This is a genomic window from Microbulbifer agarilyticus S89, assembly GCF_000220505.1.
In the GTDB taxonomy this organism is placed as follows: Bacteria; Pseudomonadota; Gammaproteobacteria; order Pseudomonadales; family Cellvibrionaceae; genus Microbulbifer; species Microbulbifer agarilyticus_B.
This window is the reverse complement of the sequence record NZ_AFPJ01000014.1, coordinates 26,499-49,674: the sequence shown is the minus strand read 5'-3', so window position 1 is coordinate 49,674 and position 23,176 is coordinate 26,499. Positions and strand designations below refer to the sequence as shown.

At 57.6% G+C, this 23,176-nt stretch carries 17 protein-coding genes; 13 read left to right on the top strand and 4 right to left on the bottom strand.

The genetic code is table 11. The features are described 5' to 3' along the window. Window positions 1–359: 359 nt before the first annotated feature. A complete protein-coding gene (miaB, locus tag AS89_RS0104715) occupies window positions 360–1,751 on the bottom strand; it encodes a tRNA (N6-isopentenyl adenosine(37)-C2)-methylthiotransferase MiaB (RefSeq protein ID WP_010131236.1) in 1,392 nt (463 codons plus the stop codon). Window positions 1,752–1,927: 176 nt separating this feature from the next. On the opposite strand from miaB, the gene AS89_RS0104710 reads away from it, so the two are divergent. The 7 genes from AS89_RS0104710 (at window position 1,928) to AS89_RS0104680 (ending at window position 9,766) form a co-directional block, all read left to right on the top strand. After that, the gene (locus AS89_RS0104710) at window positions 1,928–2,260 is read left to right on the top strand and encodes a DUF1820 family protein (protein ID WP_010131235.1); all 333 of its coding nucleotides are present in this window, start codon (window positions 1,928–1,930) and stop codon (window positions 2,258–2,260) included. 269 nt (window positions 2,261–2,529) lie between these two features. After that, entirely contained in the window at window positions 2,530–3,903 is a 1,374-nt protein-coding gene (locus AS89_RS0104705; RefSeq protein ID WP_010131234.1) for an ABC transporter permease, read from the top strand. Next, window positions 3,903–4,712, top strand: a complete 810-nt coding sequence (locus AS89_RS0104700) for a hypothetical protein (RefSeq protein ID WP_010131233.1) — start codon at window positions 3,903–3,905, stop codon at window positions 4,710–4,712. The genes AS89_RS0104705 and AS89_RS0104700 overlap by 1 nt, the downstream gene beginning before the upstream one ends. Window positions 4,713–4,870: 158 nt before the next feature. Then, window positions 4,871–5,677, top strand: a complete 807-nt coding sequence (locus tag AS89_RS0104695) for a UDP-2,3-diacylglucosamine diphosphatase (protein ID WP_010131232.1) — start codon at window positions 4,871–4,873, stop codon at window positions 5,675–5,677. Further along, window positions 5,674–7,350, top strand: coding sequence for a lysophospholipid acyltransferase family protein (locus AS89_RS0104690; protein WP_010131231.1), 1,677 nt, complete (start codon window positions 5,674–5,676; stop codon window positions 7,348–7,350). Before AS89_RS0104695 ends, AS89_RS0104690 begins: the two co-directional genes overlap by 4 nt. A 143-nt stretch (window positions 7,351–7,493) precedes the next feature. Further along, window positions 7,494–8,942 carry an NfeD family protein gene (locus tag AS89_RS0104685; RefSeq protein ID WP_010131230.1) on the top strand — a complete coding sequence of 483 codons (1,449 nt, stop codon included), beginning with the start codon at window positions 7,494–7,496 and terminating at the stop codon, window positions 8,940–8,942. A 62-nt stretch (window positions 8,943–9,004) separates the two neighbouring features. Next, entirely contained in the window at window positions 9,005–9,766 is a 762-nt protein-coding gene (locus AS89_RS0104680; RefSeq protein WP_010131229.1) for a slipin family protein, read from the top strand. Window positions 9,767–10,142: 376 nt separating this feature from the next. On the opposite strand, the gene pgi is transcribed toward AS89_RS0104680, so the two are convergent. The 3 genes from pgi to nhaC all read right to left on the bottom strand — a co-directional run bounded on the left by pgi (window position 10,143) and on the right by nhaC (window position 15,381). Beyond that, complete coding sequence (gene pgi / locus AS89_RS0104675; protein WP_010131228.1) at window positions 10,143–11,756, bottom strand: glucose-6-phosphate isomerase; 1,614 nt, start codon at window positions 11,754–11,756, stop codon at window positions 10,143–10,145. A 1,055-nt stretch (window positions 11,757–12,811) separates the two neighbouring features. Next, window positions 12,812–13,882 carry a DUF3549 family protein gene (locus AS89_RS0104665; protein ID WP_010131226.1) on the bottom strand — a complete coding sequence of 357 codons (1,071 nt, stop codon included), beginning with the start codon at window positions 13,880–13,882 and terminating at the stop codon, window positions 12,812–12,814. An 8-nt stretch (window positions 13,883–13,890) separates the two neighbouring features. After that, entirely contained in the window at window positions 13,891–15,381 is a 1,491-nt protein-coding gene (nhaC, locus tag AS89_RS0104660) for a Na+/H+ antiporter NhaC (RefSeq protein ID WP_010131224.1), read from the bottom strand. Window positions 15,382–15,748: 367 nt separating this feature from the next. On the opposite strand from nhaC, the gene AS89_RS0104655 reads away from it, so the two are divergent. The 6 genes from AS89_RS0104655 to AS89_RS0104630 all read left to right on the top strand — a co-directional run bounded on the left by AS89_RS0104655 (window position 15,749) and on the right by AS89_RS0104630 (window position 23,141). Further along, window positions 15,749–16,924, top strand: a complete 1,176-nt coding sequence (locus tag AS89_RS0104655; protein WP_010131223.1) for a 1-acyl-sn-glycerol-3-phosphate acyltransferase — start codon at window positions 15,749–15,751, stop codon at window positions 16,922–16,924. 101 nt (window positions 16,925–17,025) lie between these two features. Next, window positions 17,026–19,191, top strand: coding sequence for an ATP-dependent DNA helicase DinG (gene dinG / locus AS89_RS0104650; protein ID WP_010131222.1), 2,166 nt, complete (start codon window positions 17,026–17,028; stop codon window positions 19,189–19,191). Window positions 19,192–19,204: 13 nt separating this feature from the next. Continuing rightward, window positions 19,205–19,531: a YqcC family protein gene (locus tag AS89_RS0104645; RefSeq protein WP_010131221.1), complete on the top strand. Its 327-nt coding sequence runs from the start codon at window positions 19,205–19,207 to the stop codon at window positions 19,529–19,531. Window positions 19,532–19,817: 286 nt separating this feature from the next. After that, entirely contained in the window at window positions 19,818–20,507 is a 690-nt protein-coding gene (locus tag AS89_RS16915; protein WP_158217338.1) for an ATP-dependent zinc protease family protein, read from the top strand. A 115-nt stretch (window positions 20,508–20,622) separates the two neighbouring features. Then, complete coding sequence (locus AS89_RS0104635) at window positions 20,623–22,155, top strand: inactive transglutaminase family protein (RefSeq protein ID WP_010131219.1); 1,533 nt, start codon at window positions 20,623–20,625, stop codon at window positions 22,153–22,155. Further along, the gene (locus tag AS89_RS0104630; RefSeq protein WP_010131218.1) at window positions 22,155–23,141 is read left to right on the top strand and encodes an alpha-L-glutamate ligase-like protein; all 987 of its coding nucleotides are present in this window, start codon (window positions 22,155–22,157) and stop codon (window positions 23,139–23,141) included. The genes AS89_RS0104635 and AS89_RS0104630 overlap by 1 nt, the downstream gene beginning before the upstream one ends. The last annotated feature ends 35 nt before the right edge of the window (window positions 23,142–23,176 follow it).

Genomic DNA, 23,176 nt, shown 5'->3' with positions numbered 1-23,176 from the left:
TGGTTACTTCGGTTTCCAAAGGTGCGGGACGTCGTAGTGACCTTTAGTGGCGGTCCTGCTACCGATATTCCTTTGTGAGACACGCCGTAAACCCATCCATGGGGGCTCTTCCGCGAGGTCCCTCTCGCGGAAGGTCTCACAAAGGAATATCGGTATCAGAACCTTCGCCCAAACTTCTGATGCTTCCCCGCCTTCGGAAGTGGGAGTAGCGCAGAAGTGAGACTTTAAGGCGCTGATGCCGGGATTCGTTTCCGGGACCGTACGCGGCCAAGGATGGCCGCGTCCGAGCGCACAGGGATGTGCTTGTAGCGTGTCCCGGAAACGAATCCCGGCAGCAGGGCCGCCACGGGACCCGAAGGTTAGCCCAGGGAACCGTCGAGTTCTGAAGCCACCAGGGTCCCGCGCAGAGAGTTAGGCAGCGCTTCCTCAATCAGAACGTCGGCAAACTTACCAATCAGCTCCAGCTGGTCACAGCGGAAGTTGACCACGCGGTTGTTCTCGGTACGGCCCTGCAGCTGGCCCGGGTCCTTTTTGGATACACCGCTGACCAGAACGCGCTCCACGTTTCCAACCATGCGGCGGGCGATCTCGGCAGCCTGCTGGTTGATGCGGTGCTGCAGCAGCTGCAGGCGCTGTTTTTTGATCTCTTCTGGGGTGTCGTCCGGCAGGTCCGCGGCCGGGGTGCCCGGGCGTGGGGAGTAAATAAAGCTGAACGAGATATCGAAGCCCACGTCCTGAATCAGCTTCATGGTGGCTTCAAAGTCGCGCTCGGTCTCACCCGGGAAACCGATAATAAAGTCGGAGGACAGGCAAATATCCGGGCGAATGGCCTTCAGGCGACGAATCTTGGACTTGTATTCCAGAGCGGTGTGGCCGCGCTTCATCGCCATCAGGATGCGGTCGGAGCCACTCTGTACCGGCAGGTGCAGGTGGTTTACCAGCTCTGGTACTTCCGCGTACACATCGATCAGCGCATCGGAGAATTCCACCGGGTGCGAGGTGGTATAGCGGATACGGTCGATACCGTCGATCGCCGCCACGTAGGTGATCAGCTCGGCGAAATCCACGATCTGGCCATCTTCACCGGGCGCGCGGTAGGCATTTACGTTCTGGCCCAGCAGGTTTACTTCGCGCACGCCCTGATCCGCCAGGTGCGCCACTTCTTCCAGCACATCTGCCACCGGGCGGCTTACTTCTTCACCGCGGGTATAGGGCACAACACAGAAGGTGCAGTACTTGGAGCAGCCTTCCATAATGGACACGAAAGCGCTCACGCCGTCGGCTTCTGGCTGCGGCAAGCGGTCGAACTTCTCGATTTCCGGGAAGGACACATCCACCACGATCGCGCCGCTCTCCTGTTTTCTGGTTTCCATCATTTCCGGCAGGCGATGCAGGGTCTGCGGGCCGAATACCAGGTCCACGTAAGGCGCGCGTTTGGCGATGGCCTCACCTTCCTGGCTGGCCACGCAGCCGCCGACACCGATCACCAGTTCGGGATTTTTTTCCTTGAGGTGCTTCCAGCGGCCGAGCTGGTGGAACAATTTTTCCTGAGCCTTCTCACGGATAGAACAGGTGTTTACCAGCAGTACGTCCGCTTCTTCGGGGTCGTCGGTGGGTACCATCTGGTGGGATTCCCCCAGCAGGTCCCGCATACGGGCGGAGTCGTACTCGTTCATCTGACAGCCATGGGTCTTGATGAAGAGCTTTTTCACCGGTTTTTCGGATAATTCGGAGGACTTGTCGGTGGACATGATGCGCCTGGTTAAAAACTGGTCAATTCAAAAGGTCGGGCATTATACCGACCCCTCTGGAGGCTGCATAGACGGGGGCAGGCGAGAGTGATAATCTTCCGCGCTTTTCGCGGGTCAGCCCGCCTGCACACTAGTATTCATGGGGCATCCGCATCGGCCCCGGCATTGAGCAATCTATGGCAAACCCAATCTACAAAGTCATTTTTCACAACCAGAACCAGGTGTTCGAGCTTTACGCGCGCGCCATTTACCAAAGCGAGATGTATGGCTTCGTCGAGGTGGAAGAATTTGTATTCGGGGAAAAGTCCCAGCTGGTGGTCGACCCCAGTGAAGAGAAGCTGAAAACCGAGTTCTCCTCGGTGAAGCGCTCCTATATCCCCATGCACAGCATTGTGCGGATTGACGAGGTGGAGAAAGAGGGCGTCGGCAAGGTGCACGACGTGAAGGGCGACAAGGTGGCCCAGTTCCCGTTCCCAACACCGATGCGCCACCCTAGCGACTCCGAATAAGGCATCGTCCTTGTTCACCCAAAAACGGGCCCAGCGGCCCGTTTTTTTATGCGCACAAAACATGCGCGCGCCGATTTGCCAGCCCTGTCGGCTGGTACCGCCAAATTGTGTGTTCACGCGACAATGTACTGCGCTTGTGGCGCGTTAAGCTTTAAATCTGCGCCATTTGTCGCATTGCCAGTGTGCGCGCGTGGCGGCCGTCTATTCTGAGATAGGGATGGATAAAATCCCGACAACCTAAAATGTAGTGGAAGTTTTTAGGTGATCTCATGACCTCAATTCCGGCCACCAAAGCCGCTATCTCCGCCCTGAAAATTGAGCAGCGCGTCGAGCGCGATGTGAAAGCGGGCATCCCCGAAGTCGACCGGCGCAATCATACCGACAGCGAAGAGAGTATGCGCTCTTACGTGGTGCGGGAAATCATTGGCCGCGTGCACGAAAACCGCCAGAGCGAGCTCGACAAGGAGCTCACGGATCGCAGCGAAGTCGACATTCGTCAGCTCTACCAGGAAATGAAAAACACCGAGTCGCTGGTGGAAAAAACCATCGCTGCGCGCCTGGCCAACCTGGTCAGTGGCATCAAGCAGCGCGCGCAGGAATACTCGGCGTTGCGTATGGACTTGGAAATGTTCCGCGAACGCAACGGGCTGACCCGTGAAGCCGTGTACCGCGAGTCAAAACTGCTGCATTTTTCCATAGTGTTTTTCATCGTCATTCTCGAGACGGTGTTGAATGCCTTCTTCCTGTCGAAAGGCAGCGCCCTTGGGCTGGTCGGTGGCTTCTTTCAGGCATTCATTATTTCCATGATCAACCTGGGGTTTGCCGCGTTTCTGGCCTTTTCCCTGCGACATTGCTTTCACTTAAATCCGCTGAGAAAACTCAGTGCCGGGATTTTGTTTGGCGCGGTATTGTTAACGTCGGTGGTGTTCGTGCTTGGCGTGGGACATTACCGGGAGGCGCTGGAGGCGGATCCATTTACCGCGTCGCAGGTGGCAATGAGCACTCTGCAGGCAGAGCCGCTGGGTATTCAGGACTTCAACTCGTGGATCATGGTGGTGGTCAGTGGTATAGCCCTGGTGTTGCTGACCGCAAAATTCTTTGTGGTGGATGACCGCTACCCGGGATATACAGCCGTCACCCGGCGAGTGAAATCCCAGCAGGCGGCGTGGCGCAATGCCCACGAAGACGCAATTGAAAGCGTTAATCAGATGGCGGAAGAAATGCAGGATGGCATTTCGGATACGGAAAAAACCATTCGTGCGCAGTTTATCCAGTTCAAGGCGAGTATTGAGCGCAGTGAAGAAATTCATCGTCACTATCACGAAGACATCATCAAGGCACAGGGGTTGCTAGATGAGCTTGTTCGTTACTATCAGTCTTATTCCGCGCGCATGATGAATCGCCGCTCCGCCTACTTTGGTGAGCTTCTCCGCTTTGAGCTGGAAAAGTTGCCCCGCCTCAACACCACGGGGCTGGAACAGCACAAGCAGGATTTGGAGACCTTTGAACAGGTGATGGCGGAGCTGGATCATACCTATACCGCAGCGATCGATGTCGTGAACCGCCGCTGTGAAGCGATTCAGGCCGCCCTTTCCGAGCTTGTGGATAAGCTTGAGTTGGATCACGGTTTGCGGAGGGGCTGATGGCAGGGGTGCGTCGCGCAAAGTTCGGCAGTCGCCGCGGGCGATTTTCCAGCGAAGACAAAAAGGGCGTGCTGGTGTTTGCCCTGGGTTTGCTCATCCTGTTGGCACTGACGGTATTTGCGCTAAAGGTGGTACGCTCGCCGGCGCGGGATTTTGATGCGGTGACTCTGTGCAACCCACACTTACCGCGCTTTGCCCAGCATTTGGTGGTAATTGATGCGTCCGACACCCTGTCTGCGCATCAGGTGCACTTTCTGAAAACGCATATTTCCAACCTGCTTGCGTCCGCCGCGGTCAACGATCGCTTTTCAATTTTTGTATTGGATGATCACTACAACGGGCTGTCTGAGCCGGTGATCGATTTGTGCAAACCACATTCGGGCAAAGAGGTCAGTGCGCTTACGGCCAACCAGCAGTTTGTGGATGCACTGTACACGCAGCGTTTTGCCCAACCGCTGGATCGCGCCATCGGCCGCGCGGTGACCGGCGAAGCGCAGCCGGTGTCGCCCATTTATGAGGCGCTGTCGGATGTCGCCGCGCTTAACCATCTGGATCCCGCAGCGCAAAATGTGCATCTCACCATCGTGAGCGATATGGTACAGAACTCCCGAGCCGGTTCGGTATTCAAACGGGGGTCGGCGGCGATCGACCAGTTGCCGATGATTGACCTGCGCCGGGTGCGTACGCGGGTCTATTGGTTGGATCGCGAGAAGTACCAGCGCTTTCAAACTGCGGAGCTCGAAGCCAGCTGGGAGGACTACCTGGGTAGTATTTCCCGGCTGGAACGGATTCAACGGGTACGCAATTAGAACGCGGTTTCGCAGAAGTGCGGGTTTCGTCGCTTCTTTCCTCGCCTTGTCTGCTTTGCAATAGAAGCTTCAAGAAACAGCCGCCGGTTTGTAAGAAAACTCAAGCAAAGTCTCATGCCATCGGATGTGGTCCGAACCAACAATGATGGGATGAGCTAATGAGTAATCGATATCGCGCACTGTGGATCTCTGATGTTCACCTGGGCAGCCGGGATAGCGAGCCGCAACGGCTGGCGGACTTCCTGGCCCAGAATACCGCCGATACCGTATATCTGGTGGGGGATATCTTTGATATGAAGGCCCTGTCCCAAGGTAAGGGCAGCTGGTGCCATGCCTCCTCCCTGCTGCTTGGGATGCTGTCGGAACTTGGTAGCAACACCCCGGAAATCATTTATGTACCCGGCAATCACGACGCTCCAATGCGCAGCTGGGCAGGTAAGCACCTGGGCAATATCCGTGTTGAGCGCGAGTGGACCCACACTACGAACGATGGCAAGCGCTACTGGGTTACCCACGGTGACCAGTTCGAACACCATATCGAAATCAATCCGGTCAGCTACCACATCGGTGATCAGAGCTACTACCTGATGCTGCGGATCAATCGCTGGATCAATTACTGGCGCAGCCGCTTTGACAAGCCCTGGTGGTCTCTCGCAAATCATGTGAAGAACCGTGTACACGCTGCCCGCCGCATGATGAATAAATTTGAAGAGGTCGCGATTCGTGAGACGGCCCGACGTGGATTCGATGGGGTGATCTGTGGGCATATCCACCGTGCAGGAATTCGTCACAGCGCTTCCAAGGACAGTGCCTGCAAGGACAGCGCCGTGACTTACGCCAACTGTGGGGACTGGGTCGACTCAATGACCGCCATTGTGGAAGAAAAAAGTGGCGCGCTAAACCTATTGCACTGGCACCGGACGCCCAAGATTGCTCGCATTATGACCGAAGCGGTGGCCGCATGATCCAGCTCGAAAACCTGCTGCAGAATAACCCCTGGTACAGCGCAGCGCCGCACAGCCCGACGCGTCGACTGGTTTCCGCCACGGTTAAAAAAATATGCTGTGAGCAGCAACTGCAGCAGTTTGGCAAAGACTTTCCCCATCTTGGGGGGCTGGACTTTATTCGCCAGGTATTCCGCTCCTTCGACTTTCGTTATGACGTTAACCTGGCGGAGCTGGAGCGAATTCCTACCGAAGGCCCGCTGGTGATCGTATCCAATCATCCGCTGGGTAGCCTCGATGGGCTAGCGCTGATTGATCTGGTAGCCCGTGTGCGCAAAGACGTAAAGGCGATTGCTAGCCAGCTGCTGTGGAATATTGAACCACTGCGCAGCTATCTATTGCCGGTGGATAACTTCAATGGCCGCACTCGCCGCGAGGATGTAGAAGGAATCTACGATTACCTGCGTGAAGGCGGTGCCATCATTGTGTTTCCCGCGGGGGAAGTATCGCGACTCACTGCACATGGTGTACGCGACGGCCGCTGGAACCCGGGATTTATCCGGTTTGCCGACAAGACCAATGCACCCATTTTGCCCATGCAAGTACGCGGTCGGAACTCTCTGTGGTGGTATGGCCTGTCCATGGTCAACAAGCCCCTGTCTACCTTGTGGCTGGTGCGGGAAATGTTCAAGCAGGTAAGCCGCGGAATCGATATCCGTGTCGGTACCCCTGTGGCGCCGGAGCATTATCGTCAGTGGCCGATGACGCCACGGGCTCAAGCGAAGCTGTGGAAAAAACAGGTTTATCGCCTGCATAAGAAACCGCAAGTGCTGGCGCCCGAGCCCATCGCCGGGGCTGAAGCGACAGCCGATGTCGCAAGAGGTATTGCCCGTTGCGAGACCTTAGTCGCCCAAGGGGAATTCGAGGTAAAGCTGTATCGTCAGCAGCCGGACTGCCCTGTTATGCGTGAACTTTCGCGCCTGCGTGAAATTGCCTTTCGCGCTGTAGGCGAGGGTACCGGCAACAATCGCGACTGGGATGCGTTTGACGCCTGGTATGACCATCTGTTGCTATGGGATAAGGAACGCCAGCAGCTCGCAGGCGCCTACCGTCTGGCAAGTACCGACGGATTGGCTGCGGATGAAATCTACTCCACCACGCTGTTCAATTACTCCCGCGCACCGGAGGCATGTTTGCCCCGGTCGGCAGAGTTGGGGCGCAGCTTCCTGCTTCCGGAGTACTGGCGCAGTCGTGGTCTCGACGTATTGTGGTGTGGGATTGGCCAGTGGATTCTGCGCAACGACCGTCGATTCCTGTTTGGTCCTGTTTCGATGCCCGGTAACTTCTCCCGTCGCGCCAAGTCCGCAATCGTGCGCTATTTCCTGCATCATTTTGCTGCCGAGCGTCCGATGGGGAATGCGCGCCTGCCATTTATCGAGGCAAGAACGGATCTTCCACCACTCTCCGGCTGTGCAACTGAAGATATGCTGCAGTTAAAACACATTCTGAAAGAAGAGGGCGTGGTGCTGCCGCCGCTCTTTAAAAAGTACACGGCGGTTACCACCCCCGGTGGCACCAGCTTCCATGCGTTCAATATCGACCCGGATTTTTGCGATTCGGTCGATGGCCTGGTGGTGGTGGATCTGGAGAAGATGGATTCCAAGTTCGCCAGACGATACCTCACCGCGATTTGATACCTGATGGCGGTTGAGTGGACCGCCTTCGGCCTGGCAACTGTGGATGACCTCCCATCCGCAACCGGCGCCCATTTCCCTGTGTGTTGTCGCAGTTCTGTTACCCTTGTGGTTTCTGATCTTTCGCACCCGGGATAAAAGCTATGGAACAGTGGTGTCGGAAAGCGCTTTTCCTGCTGTGGATGTTGTGTTTTGCGCAAACCAGCGCAATTGCCCAGGAAGTGACGAGCGCAGAGAATGCAGCTGACGACGCGGCAAGCCCGCACATTGCGCAGCTCACCATTGATGGTCCCATCGGGCCGGCAACCACAGATTATCTGATTCGCGCCAGCGACAAGGCGCGCGAACAGGGTGCCCGCCTGATTATTATCGATATGGATACGCCCGGAGGCCTGGATGCCGCTACCCGGGACATTATCCAGCATATCCTTGCGTCCGAAGTCCCATACGTCACCTATGTCACTCCCGCCGGTGCCCGCGCAGCCAGCGCCGGTACCTATATCCTGTATGCGAGCCATGTAGCGGCAATGACGCCATCGACGACCCTGGGGGCGGCAACGCCTGTGCAGATGGGTGGCATGCCAGGGCAACAGGAACCGCCGGGACAGCCACCGCAAGAGGCTAGGGACCAGAGCTCCAAGGAGAGTGAGGGCGATGGCGCTGATACCTCGCAGAGCGACCAAGAAGATAAAGGCGCGGACCGCTCTGGCAGCGCCATGGAGCGCAAGGTGATCAATGATTCGGTGGCCTACATTCGCGGATTGGCACAGCGCCATGGCCGCAATGCGGATTGGGCGGAAAAAGCCGTGCGCGATGCTGCGACGCTTACCGCGCAGGAAGCGCTGGAAGAGAATGTGATAGACGTAGTTGCCGACAATCAACAGGCATTGCTGCAACAGCTGCCAGACCGGGAAATCGTATTACTCGGCGAAAAGCAGAAGCTCCCTGCGGATGTCGCAGAGCTCCCGGTAAAGGCCTACGCGCCGGACTGGCGCAACGAACTGCTGGCCCTGATCACCAACCCGCAAATTGCCTACATCTTGCTGCTGATCGGCATCTATGGATTGATTTTCGAGGGGTACAGCCCCGGCGCCATAGTGCCGGGAGTGGTGGGCGTTATCTGCCTGTTACTGGCGTTTTATGCATTACAGGTGCTACCGATCAATTATGCGGGCCTGGCCCTGATTGTTGTGGGTGCGTTGTTAATAGCGGCGGAATTCTTTGTGCCAAGTTTCGGCGCCCTCGGAATTGGTGGCGTCATTGCGATGGTGATTGGCTCGGTGATGCTCATCGACAGTGATGTGCCGGGTATGCGCGTATCCAAGACCCTGATCGGTTCGATTGCCGCGGTCAGTGGGCTCGCGCTACTGGGCATCATGTATGCCATCGGCCACAGCTTGCGCAAGCCCAAGGTGCCGGCCAATCAGGCGATGGTCGGGCGTACCGCCATCGTTGATGCGGTGCAGCCAGAGCTGTTGGTGAAAGTCGGGGGTGAGATCTGGCGTGCCCGCTGTGATAAGCCTCTGCACAAGGGACAGACGGTGAGGGTAACGTCTGAACAGGGATTGATGTTACAGGTGGAACCCGAGTAAACGATTTCCAAAGGCGTTATCCACAATAAGCAATTGCAATACATAGTCAGGGAGTGAGGTTTATGGTCAGTTACTTTGCCAGTCTGCTGATTCTGGCGGTCGTTCTGGTCGTCATGTATGCCATTCGTATTTTGCGAGAATACGAACGTGCCGTGGTGTTTTTTCTAGGGCGTTTCCAAGAGGTGAAGGGCCCGGGGCTGATCATCATCATCCCGGTGCTGCAGACCATGGAGCGCGTGGACCTGCGAACGGTGGTGATGGATGTGCCGACCCAGGATGTGATCAGCCGCGATAACGTGTCGGTGAAAGTGAATGCGGTGGTGTATTACCGGGTAATTGATCCACAGTCCGCAATCATCAATGTGGAAAACTATCACGAGGCGGTCAGTCAGCTTTCTCAAACCACGTTGCGGTCGGTGCTGGGTAAGCATGAGCTGGATGAAATGTTATCCGAGCGGGATAAACTCAATGTGGATATCCAGAAGATCCTCGACGAGCAGACCGATGCTTGGGGGGTGAAAGTTACCAATGTGGAAATCAAGCACATCGACCTGGATGAGAGCATGATTCGTGCAATCGCCCAACAGGCAGAAGCGGAGCGTTCACGTCGTGCCAAGGTCATCCATGCAGAAGGTGAGGCGCAGGCCGCATTGAGGCTGACGGAAGCCGCCGATCAACTATCCAAGAATTCGAATGCGATTACCTTGCGGTATATGCAGACGTTGATTGATATTGCTGGAGAACAGAATTCGACGATTGTATTCCCGCTACCTATGGACTTAATTAAGCCGCTATTGGATCAACAGGCTAAACGGAGTACGTGAGCAAGTTGAGCTCAGTGGTACCGAGTAAGGCAGGCTAGTGGCGACAAAGCACTGGGTACTTGTTTTCGAAACCGCTGTAAATACATCCATGTACGCTGCGTCGGCGACGTCTATGTCGACGACGCTTTCGAAAACAAGTATCCAGCACTCTGTCTTCGGTTTGAAGCATCGTAATCTATCAAATCTAACCACAGCTAACGGGTAGATAGAGCACTGAACTTGGCGTTAAGGTCCAGTGCCGGGAATGCTTTTCAGGAGCGTCGCAAACAGGATGTTTGCGCCGCAGCGCCCAGGGATGGGTTCACAGCGGTCCTGAAAAGCATTCCCGGGGCTGGACCGCCACTGACCACCTAACCGGCACCACGGTTAGAAAAGATTACTTCAGTAGTTTTTTAAGCAGCAAAGCAGTAGACCCATCCCAATCCTCCGGGACTTCCCCATCAATGGCCGCATGCACGCCATTACCAAGCACCTTACCCAACTCCACACCCCACTGATCAAACGGGTTGATATCCAGCAGACAGCCAAAGGTAAATACCTTGTGCTCGTAGAGTGCCAGCAAACCGCCGAGATGGAACGGATCGAGCTTTTCCACAATCAGCGTATTGCTCGGGCGGTTACCGGGAACCACCTTGTGCGGGGCCAGTTGATGGACTTCTTTATGCGTGTGGCCAGAAGCCTCCAGTTCGCGGCGGGCTTCCGCCAGTGACTTACCGCGCAGCAGAGCCTGGCTCTGGCTCAGGCAGCACGACAGTAGCCACTGATGCTGTTCTTTCAGCGCGGAAGTGGGCTCTTTGATGGCAACAAAATCCGCCGGGATCATGTCGGTGCCCTGATGCAGCAGCTGGTGGAAGGAGTGCTGTCCGTTGCTGCCTTCAGCACCCCAGATGACCGCACCACTCGGGTAAGGCAAAGGCTGGCCGTCGCGGGTGACGCTCTTGCCAAGACTCTCCATATCCAGCTGTTGCAGCCACGCCGGGAACTTGGCAAGGCGCTGCGCATAAGGCAGCACCGCAAGGCTGCCGGCGCCCCAGCATTGGCGGTACCAGAAGTGAATCAGCGCCATCAGTACTGGTAAATTCTGTGAGAATTCTGCTTCCGCGAAATGCGTGTCCATCGCGTTCGCGCCCTTCAGTAGGTCGCTGTATACATCGAATCCGCAGGCCAGCGCTATGGGTAACCCGATGGCTGACCACAGGGAGTAGCGGCCTCCCACCCAGTCCCACATCGGAAAAATATTCTGGGCAGCGATGCCAAAGTCCTGCGCCGCTACGATATTGCTGCTCACCGCAACAAAGTGCTTCTCCAGGTCCGACTCACTGCATCCAGCGTCGAGCACCCACTGACGCGCTGAGAGCGCGTTCTGGCGGGTTTCAAGGGTTGAGAAGGACTTGGAGGCAACGATAAACAACGTTTCGTCAGCGGGCAGGGAAGCGAGGGTATCGCTGAGGTCGGCGCCGTCGATGTTCGCCACAAAGTGGGTAGTCAGTTCCTGCTTGTGCCAGGGGCGCAGCGCTTCCCATACCATGCGCGGCCCCAGGTCCGAGCCACCAATGCCGATATTGACCACGTGACGAATACGCTTGCCAGTAAAGCCGGTCCAGGCACCGCTGTGAACCTGCTCCACAAATTGCGACATTTGCCTGCGGCAATCCGCTACCGCCTGTTCGTGCTCGGTCTTGGGCTCTCCCTGGAAGCGCAGGGCGGTATGCAGGGCCGGGCGGTGCTCAGTGTTGTTAATATTGGCACCTGCAAACAGCGCCTCGATACTGCTCTTCAGGTGTGCAGTCTCGGTGTAGTCCAGTAGTTTCTGCAGCGTATCGGCATTGAGCAGGTTTTTGCTGTAGTCGAGGTATAGGCCCGCAGCTTCGGCACTAAAGGTTTGCGCCCGGTCCGGGTTTGACGCGAACAGGTCGCGCAGGGACCAGCGCTGCTGATCTTTGTGTTGCTGTAGCGCGGCAATTGCGGCAGACAGTGGGAGAGCATCCATGGTCAAGACTTCTTCGCTGAAAGTAGATGAGTGTTCGGCTGGAAAGCTGCTGATATTAGCGACAAACGGCCAGTGCGGCCAGTTTAACGGCATAGTTAAAGCGCGGCGCAAATAGGGTGCAATTGGCGCGCAATTTCTTTCTGTGTTACTGGGGCGTATGGGGAGAGGTGTGTAGCAGGATGGTGTGTGGCAGGTTGGTGTGTGAGGTTGGGGGGCGTCGCGGATTGACCTGCACGGGAAAATCAATCGATGTGGGATTGCTTGGGAGCCGAGTCTTCATTTGGCACATCCAAGACGGAGAGTGCTTATGCACAAATGTGTAGGTCCAGAAATGCAAAATGCCGCTTCGAGAAGCGGCATTTGCACGATCCTGTTATGAGAGTGGTTACTTAACCACTTTCATGCAGCGAACGTTATCGGATGCCATCCAGCAATCCGCGTCCGCAGGACAGGCCATGGAAGTCGGAATTTGTTCTGAGCCCGGTGGGCAGGCGGCCGGCATCGGAGCCGGTGCACAGCAACCTGCGAGGACCAGTGCACAAATAATTCCGGTTAAGTACTTGGCTGGAGTGAAATTCATCCCCTAACTCCTTTCCGTTGATGTTAGTCAATAGCATAGACAATAAAACGTCACCTGTTTGGTGTGCTTTGTAAAAATCTTTTCTACAAACATACCGCCCAATGGAGTGTAATAGGCGCGCGGTTAAAATAGCCGCCACACCGTAATTCAGGATAAAAACACCGCCAGTTTGTCGTCCCTGAGGGCCTGAATTTAAGGGGTTAAACGCCATTTTGCGCTCAACCTTTACTCCGCGACACTGCGAAGTGTGGAATATTTTTTTTCAGTAAAGTGAAAATTTAATTTTTTTCTTTTTTTCGACGGGAATATCGTAGAAGGCGACGCCAAAAAATCCGCAAGCCCGTTTTTCTGTGGACACTATTTTTCGGTATCGGGGGTTCGTCACGCCGCTTTTCGCGCAACGAAATTTAGGGCAGGGGGAAGTGGAAAGTGGAAGGCGGGGTGATTCGGGCCTTGGCGATGGCCCGAAATCGATTTAGCTGCCTGATTGCAGGAAGCGGCCAAACGCAACTGCGACGGATTCCTGCCGCTGTGGGTCGCGTAAAACCCCGAGCAGGACACTGCGCAACTCTGGCAGAAACAGGAGGTCTGTCAGAAGCAAGTTGAAGGTATCTTGCGGCTGGCTATCGCTGAGTCGTTCCAGCCAGGCCTTGGCGATCTCAGGCTCCAGCAGATCTTCGTTACAGCGGCTGCCGATAGCTGCGAGCACTTCCGGCTGGTCGGCGGCCCCGGCAGGGTTTTCCGCCAGCAACCAATTGAGAAACGCCTGGCGCATGCCCATGGCGGGGCTGAAGGAAATCCCGCGTATCACCGCGGTCAGCAGGTTGAAGTCCACCGCGTCTGAGGCCAGGTTCTGTTTGGCGCGGGTGATCAGTGGCTCCACCAGCTGGTGGTCAATCGCTTCGCTTTCCAGGCACTGACACAGAGAGATCAGTGCGGGTGTGGCAAAGCGCGACAGGCTTGCGACTAAATTATCGCGCTCTTTTTCCCAATCTACGGCCAGGTCTGCAAGCCCCTGCAGCGCGAGCTGCTCCCAGGGAAATGCCGCTGGGTCTTTGGTGTAGGCCTTGGCGGCGGGGAAGTGGTCGCTCGCCGCGCGTCGCAAGATTTTGGCGGCCTTGGCATGGAACACAGCGCGCTTGTCCGCAGCGGGCGTAAACATCAGGCCGCTGTCTTCCAGTGCCTGTTGTAGGGCTTTCGCCGGGTCATGGCCATTACCGGGCTTGTGGTGCGCCGGGTCCAGAGCTTTTTGTACGCCGCCGAGAAAGCGGTCGCGAATGGGCAGGATCAGCTTGCCCTGCTCATCCAAAGGAAGCCGCAGGAACCAAACCGCCGGTTCCGCTGCACCGTTTTCTTCTGCCGCTTTGGACGGCGACAGCAACAGACCACACCAAGCCTGACGCAGGTAGGGGTGGGGCCAGGGCGCAGTGCCGTCTTCAAACGCACGCGCGGCTTTAGCGGAAACCGGGCGCACCCGGCGCCCCAGGTCGAACCAGCGCAGGTCAAAGTCGGCCGAAGCAATCAGGTCGCTCAGGGTATTGGGCATGGGGGAGCTCAAGCCTTTTCTGCATCTTGCAGGGGTTGTTGGGTACCCAGTGGCATCTGCTTGAAGTGCAGCCAGCCGTAGGCAATGGCCAGCAGTGGGCACAGGATGTTAAACAGTGCAAAGGGCGCGTAACTGAAGGTGGCAACGCCCAGCGTGGCTGCCATATAGGCGCCGCAGGTGTTCCAGGGAATCAGTACCGAGGTGATGGTGCCGGAATCTTCCAGGGTGCGGGACAGGTTCAGGCCGTGCAGGCCTTTGCCTTCGAAAGCCTCGCGGAACATACGGCCGGGAATGATGATGGCCATGTACTGGTCGCCAGCCGCCGCATTCATACCGAAACAGGTGAACACGGTGGAGGTGATCAGGCCACCAACAGTTTTAACCCCGGACAGCGCCCAGCGCACAATGCGCTCGAGGAAACCCGCACGCTCCATCACGCCACCAAAAGCCATTGCCGAGATAATCAGCCAGATGGTGTTGAGCATACTGCTCATACCGCCTTTCGACAGTAGTGATGCCACAGCTTCGTTGCTGGAGGTCGACTTGTACCCGTCGAACAGGCTGTGCCATGCACCTTTCAGCAGGCTCAGCGGGCCTTCGCCGCCCGCCAACTGACGTGTAGCGTTGGGCTCGAAAATCATTGCAATCACACAGCCCACCAGTGCGCCGATAATCAGGGTTGGGTAAGCCGGAATTCTTCGCCACGCCATAAACAGCAGCAGTGCCAGCGGCAGTAGGCTGACGATGGAGATGCTGAACTCTTCCTGCAGTGCGCCCAGCAGTTGCTGGATATCTTCTGCGGAAGCCTGGCCGGTGTCGGCCATCAGGCCGATTGCCGCGAAGACGATCAGGGCGATGGTGAACGCGGGGATAGTTGTCCACAGCATATGGCGAATATGCAGGAACAGGTCGTTTGAGGTTACCGCCGCGGCAACGTTGGTTGTGTCCGACAGCGGGGACATCTTGTCGCCGAAGTAGGCGCCAGAGATTACCGCACCGGCGGTGATTGCCGGGTTCAGGCCGAGCGCACCGGCGATCCCCATTAGTGCCACACCCAGGGTGCCGGCAGTGGTCCAGCTGGAGCCGATGCTGAGGCCAACCACGGCACAAATTACACAGCTCGCCGCGTAGAACCATTCTGGTGACAGCATCTGCACCCCGTAATAGATCATCGACGGCACGGTGCCGGCGAGAATCCAGCTGCCGATCAGGGCACCGACCGCGAGTAGGATCAGGATGGCGCCAAACACCAGGCTCATGCCGTGCAGCATGCCGCCTTCCATTTCTTTCCAGGTGAAGCCGTTTTTCATCCCCACCATCGCGGCAACGCCGGCGCACAGCAGCAGGGCAATCTGGTTCGGGCCGTAGGATGAGTCGGCGCCGTAAAAGAAGACCGACAGGGAAAGCAGGCCGATGAGGATCAGGAGGGGGATCAGTGCATCCAGCAGGCTGGGATTGCGAGAATCTTGTGGCGACTCGCTGGAAATGGTGTGACTCAAAGTGGACTCCTAATGGCTGACAGTAGCTTGGCGTGCCCGCTTGTGGCCGGCTGCCTGGTCAGTTTCTTGTTATAAAGCGGTCTATTCTCGTGGCCGGGTCCGGATATGTCTAGAGCGAGGTGCGGGGGCGCTGGCGCGTGCGGAAAGTGGCTGGGGCGCCGCGGAGGCGGGCGAATCGGCCAGCGTTACTCCTGAGTCGGGGGTGGCGCTGGTAGTTCGCGGCCGCTTCCGGTATGTTCTGCGCCGGTTTCGCCCGGCAATGTACCTGGTTATCGATCAGTCCGTGTACGCTGGGCCACAATAAGAATGAGCCAGAGCGCGGCGGGCGAGAACCCTCGGCGCTGCAGTTGGCAGGTAGCACTAGCCCATGAATGCGAGAAATATTGATCCCAGTCAGTTCGACGACATCCGCCCATACCGGGATGACGAGGTGCGCGCGGTCCTGCGCCGCCTGGTAGAAGACCCGGAAATGTCGCGGGTAGTTGCACACTTCCTGCTCCCCGGCGCCGCCAGCAAGCTGGAGCGTCCGCTCGCGTGGCTGGTGCGTCAGCTGGTGCGCTTCGAATTTCGCAATGCCAAGAATGTTCGCGGCGTACAGGAAGTCATCGCCAAGTACCTGGAAAAGGCGGTCAACCGCACCAGTTGTGGCCTCTCAATCTCCGGGCTCGATACCCTGCCGCGCGACCGCGCTTGCCTGTTTGTGAGCAACCATCGGGATATCGCCATGGATCCGGCCCTGGCGATCCTTTCGATGTACAAGGAGGGGCACGAAACGTCCCGTATCGCGATTGGTGACAACCTGCTGTCCAAGCAATTTGCCACCGATATCATGAAGCTCAATAAATGCTTTGTCGTGAAGCGCAGCTCGGGCAGCCGTCGTGAGAAGCTGATGGCAGCGACGAAACTCTCCAATTACATCCATCACTCGATTGTCAACGATAACGAGCACGTCTGGATCGCCCAGCGCGCGGGCCGGGCTAAAGATGGGCTGGACCGCACCAATCCCGCACTGGCGGCGATGTTTGCCATGGCGAAGCCCAAGGACCAATCCTTTGCGGATTTCTGGCGTGAGCTGCACATCGTGCCCCTGGCAATCTCCTACGAGTGGGACCCCTGCGACCGTCACAAGGCGCGCGAGCTGTACATCAAGGAACATAAGGACGAGTACCAGAAGCAGGCCCACGAGGACCTGGGTAGTATCGCCAAGGGCGTTGTGGGCCAGAAAGGCCACATCCATGCCGCATTTGGTACCCCCATCGAGGGCGATTTCAACGATGTCGGCGCGCTCGCGGACGAAATCGATCGCCAGATCATCGGGAACTATGTACTGCACCCCACCAATATGATCGCCTACGAGAAGATCTATGGTGTGGCGCCGGCCTTGCCGGTGGGTTACCCGCCCAAGCCCTGGAACCCCGAAGAGCACCAGGAGATCCGCGAGAAGTTTGAGCAGCGTATGGCGCGAATCGACGAACGCTGGCGCGACAAGGCCATTCTCGGCTATGCCAACCCCGTGGTCTCACGCCTCGCATTCGAGCAGTAATCGCACGCCGCAATGGCGCAAGACTGAGCAAGCGTGGATAATGGCCGGCTGATATAACCCCTGTGTAAATACAGCCCCAGTGCAAATTCAGCCGGTCCCCAGTGCTCAGCGATAAAGACAAAGAATCCATCCAAAACGCCTACCGTCAGTTCCTCAATGGCCGCGAGCTCAAAGCCCGCTATGGCCAGAAGCTGATGATTGCGGCCATCGCCCGCGCCCTGGGCGGCATTCAACGCAATGGCGCCGGCGAGCGCGACCACGGCAAGACCGACGGCGAGCACATCTGTGTGGTGGAAGCGGGCACCGGTACCGGTAAAACCGTCTCCTACCTGCTGGCGGCGATCCCCATGGCGATCGCCCACGACAAAACCCTGGTTGTCTCCACCGCCACCGTGGCCCTGCAGGAGCAGATTATCCTCAAGGACCTGCCGGAGCTGGTGCGCCACTCAGGGCTCAAATTTGATGTCGCCCTGGCCAAGGGGCGTGGCCGTTACCTGTGCCTTTCCAAGCTCGACCAGCTGCTTACCGAACTCACCGCCAGCGGTGTGGGCGGCTCTCTCGCCCTGTATGAAGATGAGAAGCCGCAAGTGGATGAAGCCGGGGTCAAGCTGTACCGGGAAATGGCCGACGAGCTGGCCAGCGGGCGCTGGGATGGCGATCGCGATAACTGGAAAGATACCCTCGAGGGCGAAGACTGGAGCCGGGTGACCACCGATCACCGGCAGTGCAGTGGTCGCCGTTGCCCCCATGTCAGCAGTTGCAGTTTCTTCCGCGCGCGCGAAAGCCTGGGTAAAAGCCGCGTGATTGTGGCGAACCACGATTTGCTGCTGGCCGACCTGGCGCTCGGTGGCGGGGCCATCCTGCCACCACCCGAAGAAACCATTTATGTGCTGGATGAGGCCCACCACCTGCCGGATAAGGCCCTGAACCACTTTGCCCACCACAGCCGCGTCGGTGCGACCACCGGCTGGCTGGACCAGGCGAATAAAAACCTGAGCCAGATGCTCGGTGAAATCGGCGATGGCGCCGAGCTGGACCGCGCCGGTGAAGAGCTACCTGCACTGTTCGCCTCCGCCAAGCAGAAACTCGAGATGGCCTGGCCGCTCATCGAGGACATGTGCGAATTCGAGGAAGAGCGCGGTCGCGGCGGCAACCAGCAATCGCGCAGTGCGCGCTACCGCTTTGAGGGCGGTGTGGTACCGGAATCCATGATGCAGCTTGCCGACCAGCTGCGTGAGGACTTCGATGAGATGGAAGCGCTGCTGGGCAAAATGGTGCAGTCCGCCCAGCGCATGATGGAGGACGCCCACAGTCCGGTGCCGATTGTGGATCTGGAGCGCTGGTATCCGATACTCGGCGGCTGGCATGGCCGTGCCGAGGCCAACCTCGAGCTCTGGGCCAACTATTCCAGAGAAGACCAGGGTTCGGTGCCGCAGGCCCGCTGGGTAACCCTGGTGGACTGGGGCGGTTCGTTTGATTTTGAAGTGTGCAGCTCGCCGATTCTCGCGGGTAAGACCCTGGAGTACAGCCTGTGGCGGCGCTGCTACGGTGCCGTACTCACCTCTGCCACCCTCACTGCGCTGGGGCGTTTTGACCGCCTCAAGATGCGCGCCGGCACTCCCGATAACGCGAGCTATGAAGTGGTACCGAGTCCGTTTGATTTCTCCCGCGCGGAGTTGAGGGTGCCCCGGGATGCGGTGGAGGCAAATAACGCCGACCTGCACACCAATGCGGTGATCGAGGCGCTGCCAGATCTGCTGGATACCCACGGGGAAGAGGGCGGTTCGCTGGTACTGTTTGCTTCGCGCAGGCAGATGGAAACGGTCTATGAGTCGCTGCCCGGCACCTGGCGTAACCGGATTTTGATGCAGGGACAGCAGTCCCGCCAGCAGCTGCTCGATAGCCACAAGAAGAGCGTCGACAAGGGCGGGCGCAGCGTATTGTTTGGGCTGGCCAGTTTTGCCGAGGGCCTCGATTTACCGGGCAACTATTGTCGGCATGTGATCATCGCCAAGCTCCCATTTGCGGTGCCTGATGACCCAATCGAAGCCGCCCTCGCAGAGTGGATTGAAGCCAAGGGCGGCAATCCGTTTATGCAAATCACCGTGCCGGATGCAGCGCTTAAACTGGTGCAGGCCTGTGGTCGCCTGCTGCGTACCGAGCAGGATGAAGGAACTATCTCGCTGTTGGACCGTCGTATCGTGACGAAGCGCTACGGCCGTGCCATGCTGGATTCACTACCGCCGTTCCGGCGCGCCATTAACTGACGATTCACCTGATATGAAGTCCATTTACCCGGATATTGCTACGCTGTTGTTGGAACTGGAAGCCGAACTACGGCTCCTTGGGCTGTGGGACGAGACCCCACCCCGCCCCGAGGCCCTGGCTAGCACGCAACCGTTTTGTGTCGATACCCTGACCTTTCCCCAGTGGCTGCAGTTCGTTTTTTTACCGCGTATGAGTCATCTGGTGGAGCTGGAACAACCGTTGCCAGAAAAGTGCGGTATTGCGCCCATGGCAGAAGAGTATTTCCGTGGCGCCAGCCTGCAGGGGCCAGCGCTGGTGGCGAAACTGATGGAAATTGACGCGCGATTGGAGCAGGGCTGACTTCGCTTGTCGCTTGATTCATTGTGACTAGTTGGTACCATTCTGTTCCGGCTGCCACGAAGATCGACGTTTCTGTCACGGCGTCAGCGCATTTCAACGCGCAATCTGCCCTCTGCAAGGGTCGCTCCCTGTGCTGTGCAGATGTGAAGTGGATAAGGTAGTATCCGGACTTTGCAAAAATCGGGTAGCAAGGAGCCATCCCGATCTCATACCGCCAGGATTACTTAATAACAGTACACAGGGCCACAGCGCGCGCCCTAAGGTAGTAATAAAGCAGATGCGGTTTTTGCCTTTACTTTCCCTTTTGCTGGTGAGCCAGATACTCACCGGCTGCGAATCACTGTTTTCCCGCGGGCCGACGACGGCGCCGGAGACCGTAAACGTATTCGAAGATACCCCCACCACCGCTGATGCGGCAGCAGCGCCTGGCCAGTGCCCCCCGGTTCAGGCGGTGGTGTGTGCTGAGCCCGAAGTCAAAGTGGTGGAGCGGGTGATCGAGCGCAAGTTCGAGACCATCGTGGAAGTGCCCGTGGCCAAGGATAAGTTGGTGCTCGGCTCGCAGGAGTATGCGGTGGTCGAGCCCAGCGGCCTGCGCCTGAAAGCGCTGATCGATACCGGGGCTGCGACCTCGGCGCTGAGTGTAAACGGTATTACGCGCTTCGAGCGCGATGGCAGCGACTGGGTGCGCTTTAACCTGTCTGACGGCAGTGGTGCCTCGCCGGAAAAAATCGAACTGCCTATCCAGCGGCATGTGCGGGTAGCACGCCCCGGATTTGACCGTCAGCGCCGTCCCATCGTGAGCATGAGCCTGACGATTGGAGAGGTCACCCATATGGTTGAGATGAACCTTGTGGAGCGCGATGAGTTCGAATTCCCGCTGCTGGTAGGGCGCAATTTCCTCAAGGACGCAGCGGTTGTCGATGTCAGCCGCAAGTTTGTGCAGGGCAACGGTCAGCTGCCCAGCGTCAGCAAATAGCCCGACGAAATCACACTAATCCCGATAAATGTGTCGCGTTTAATGGCAGAATTGATGGCATTCGGCAAAATACGCCGCTAAATTCTGCAAATTATCTTGATACGGGGAATGGCGAATGTCGCCACGGGCTCAAGTCTATATTCTGGCTGCGCTGCTTGCTCTTATGGGCGCAGGCCTCACCATTTATAAAAACGTTGAGTTGGGCTTCCCATTGTTGCCCGGCGAATACCGCACTGTCTGGACAATTGAAGCGAAAGTGCGCTTTACCGCGGACGGCGGGCCGGCCAAGGCCGCGCTGACCCTGCCGCGGGAGCAGCGCAACATGGAAGTGCTGGGGGAGACCTTCAGTTCTTCCGGCTACGGCTTCAACATCATCCGCGAAGACGACGAGTATCGCGCAGTCTGGGCCAAGCGTGAGGCCAGCGGCGCTCAGTCGCTGTTCTACCAGCTCGATGTCCACCAGACCCCGGGTGCCGCCCTGGAGCAGCCCCTGGACTTGAGTACCAAAGTGGTAAAACCGCTGCTTGGTGCCCGCGAGCAGGAGGCTGTACGCCAGGCTATTTACTCGCTGGTCGATACAGCCCGGCAACGCTCGTCCGATACGCAAACCTTCACCACCGAATTGCTCACCGCCCTGGCCGACCGTCGCAATCAGGACGGCAATATGATTTTTGGCTACTACAAAGATCGCTCCTTCGTGGATGTGGCGCTGCTGGTACTGGCGGCGGCGGATGTTCCGGCTCACCGTATCCGCGGCCTTTACCTGGAGGATGATCGCCGGCGCATGTCCCCGGAAGATCTGCTGGAAATCTATGATGGCAAGCGATGGGTGGTGTTTGAGCCGCAGAGCGGCTCCCCCGGGGTGCCGAAAAATTTCTTTATCTGGCAGCGTGGCGGCAAGAGCCTGCTGGATGTGGAGGGCGGCTACAACTCTGGAGTGACCTTCTCGGTGATCTCCAACGACGTGCCCGCGCGGGACGTTGCCATGCTGAGTACCAGCCAGGAAAAAGAAGCCCTGGTGGACTTCTCCATCTACAGCCTGCCCATCGAGCAGCAGAGTATTTTCAAACTGATCCTGCTGGTACCGGTTGGTGCACTGGTGGTGGTACTGCTGCGAGTGTTTGTTGGCCTGCGCACCTCGGGTACTTTTATGCCAGTGCTGCTGGCGATCGCGTTTATCGAAACCCAGCTACTTACCGGCCTGTCGATCTTTGTGCTGATCCTGATCCTCGGCCTGTGGATTCGCTTCTATTTGAGCAAGCTTAACCTGCTCCTTGTGGCGAGGATTGCCGCCGTCGTGGTGACGGTGGTGATCCTGATGGGAGCAATCAGTGTGATCAGTTACAAGCTGGGTATTGAGCAGGCGCTGACGGTTACCTTCTTCCCGATGATCATCCTGGCCTGGACCATCGAACGGATGTCGATCGTATGGGAGGAAGATGGCCCCTATGAAGTGTTGATTCAGGCGGGCGGCAGCCTGCTGGTGGCGGTGATTGCCTGGTGGGTGATGACCAACCGCTATATCGAGCACTGGACGTTTAATTTCCCTGAGCTGCTGTTGGTACTGCTGGGCGTCATCATGATTGTCGGCAACTACACTGGATTCAGGCTGGCTGAACTGGCGCGCTTCCGCCAGCTGGTGCGCTAATGCACCTGTCCTATTTATTTCGCGGCGGCTTGGTCTCACCTTTTGCACTGAAGCGCCGTGGGGTGCTTGGCATGAACGCGCGCAACGTAAATTACATTGCGCGCTACAACGACCGCGACAAATACCCCATCGTCGATGACAAACTCAATACCAAGCGCCAGGCGAAGCGTTACCGCATCCCCGTGCCGGAGTTGATCGCTGCGTTTGAAACCCAGCCAAGCCGCAAACGGGTTATGGCGGTGATCGAGCCGCTGGAAAAGTTTGTGATCAAGCCAGCGCGGGGTTCTGGGGGCAAGGGTATCCTGGTCATCGTTGGGCGCGATGGCGACGATTATGTGAAACCGTCGGGGGCCAAGGTCACCGCGCTGGATATTCAGCGCCACGTGAGCAACATCCACAGCGGTTTGTACAGCCTTGGCGGCAAGCCCGACCGGGTAATGATTGAGGCTCTGGTGGATTTCGATCCGATCTTCGACAAGTATTCCTACGAAGGCGTGCCAGATATCCGCGTGATTGTGTTTCGCGGTTACCCGGTGATGGCCATGCTGCGCTGCTCCACCCATGTCTCCGATGGCAAGGCAAACCTGCACCAGGGTGCTGTGGGTGTGGGGGTGGACCTGGCGACGGGCAAGTCCTGCCATGCGGTGCAGCACGGTGTTCGAATCGAGCAACATCCGGATACGGAAATGCGCTTTTCGGACCTGGAAGTGCCGGACTGGAAAGAGCTGGTGCGGCTCGCGGCCAGCTGCTATGAGATGACCGGCCTCGGCTACCTCGGTTGTGACATCGTGCTGGACCGCAGGCGTGGGCCGCTGTTGCTGGAAGCGAACGCGCGCCCGGGTCTCGCGATCCAGATTGCCAATGGCGTTGGCCTGCGTACGCGCCTGGAACATATTGAGAAGATGGACCTGGAGCAGCTGGAAAAGAACGTGGATGAGCGAGTGGACTACTCGATGGATTATTTCGCAGCGAAGCCAATGGCTTGACTGGATGAACGAATCAATAAACTGGACAAACGAAG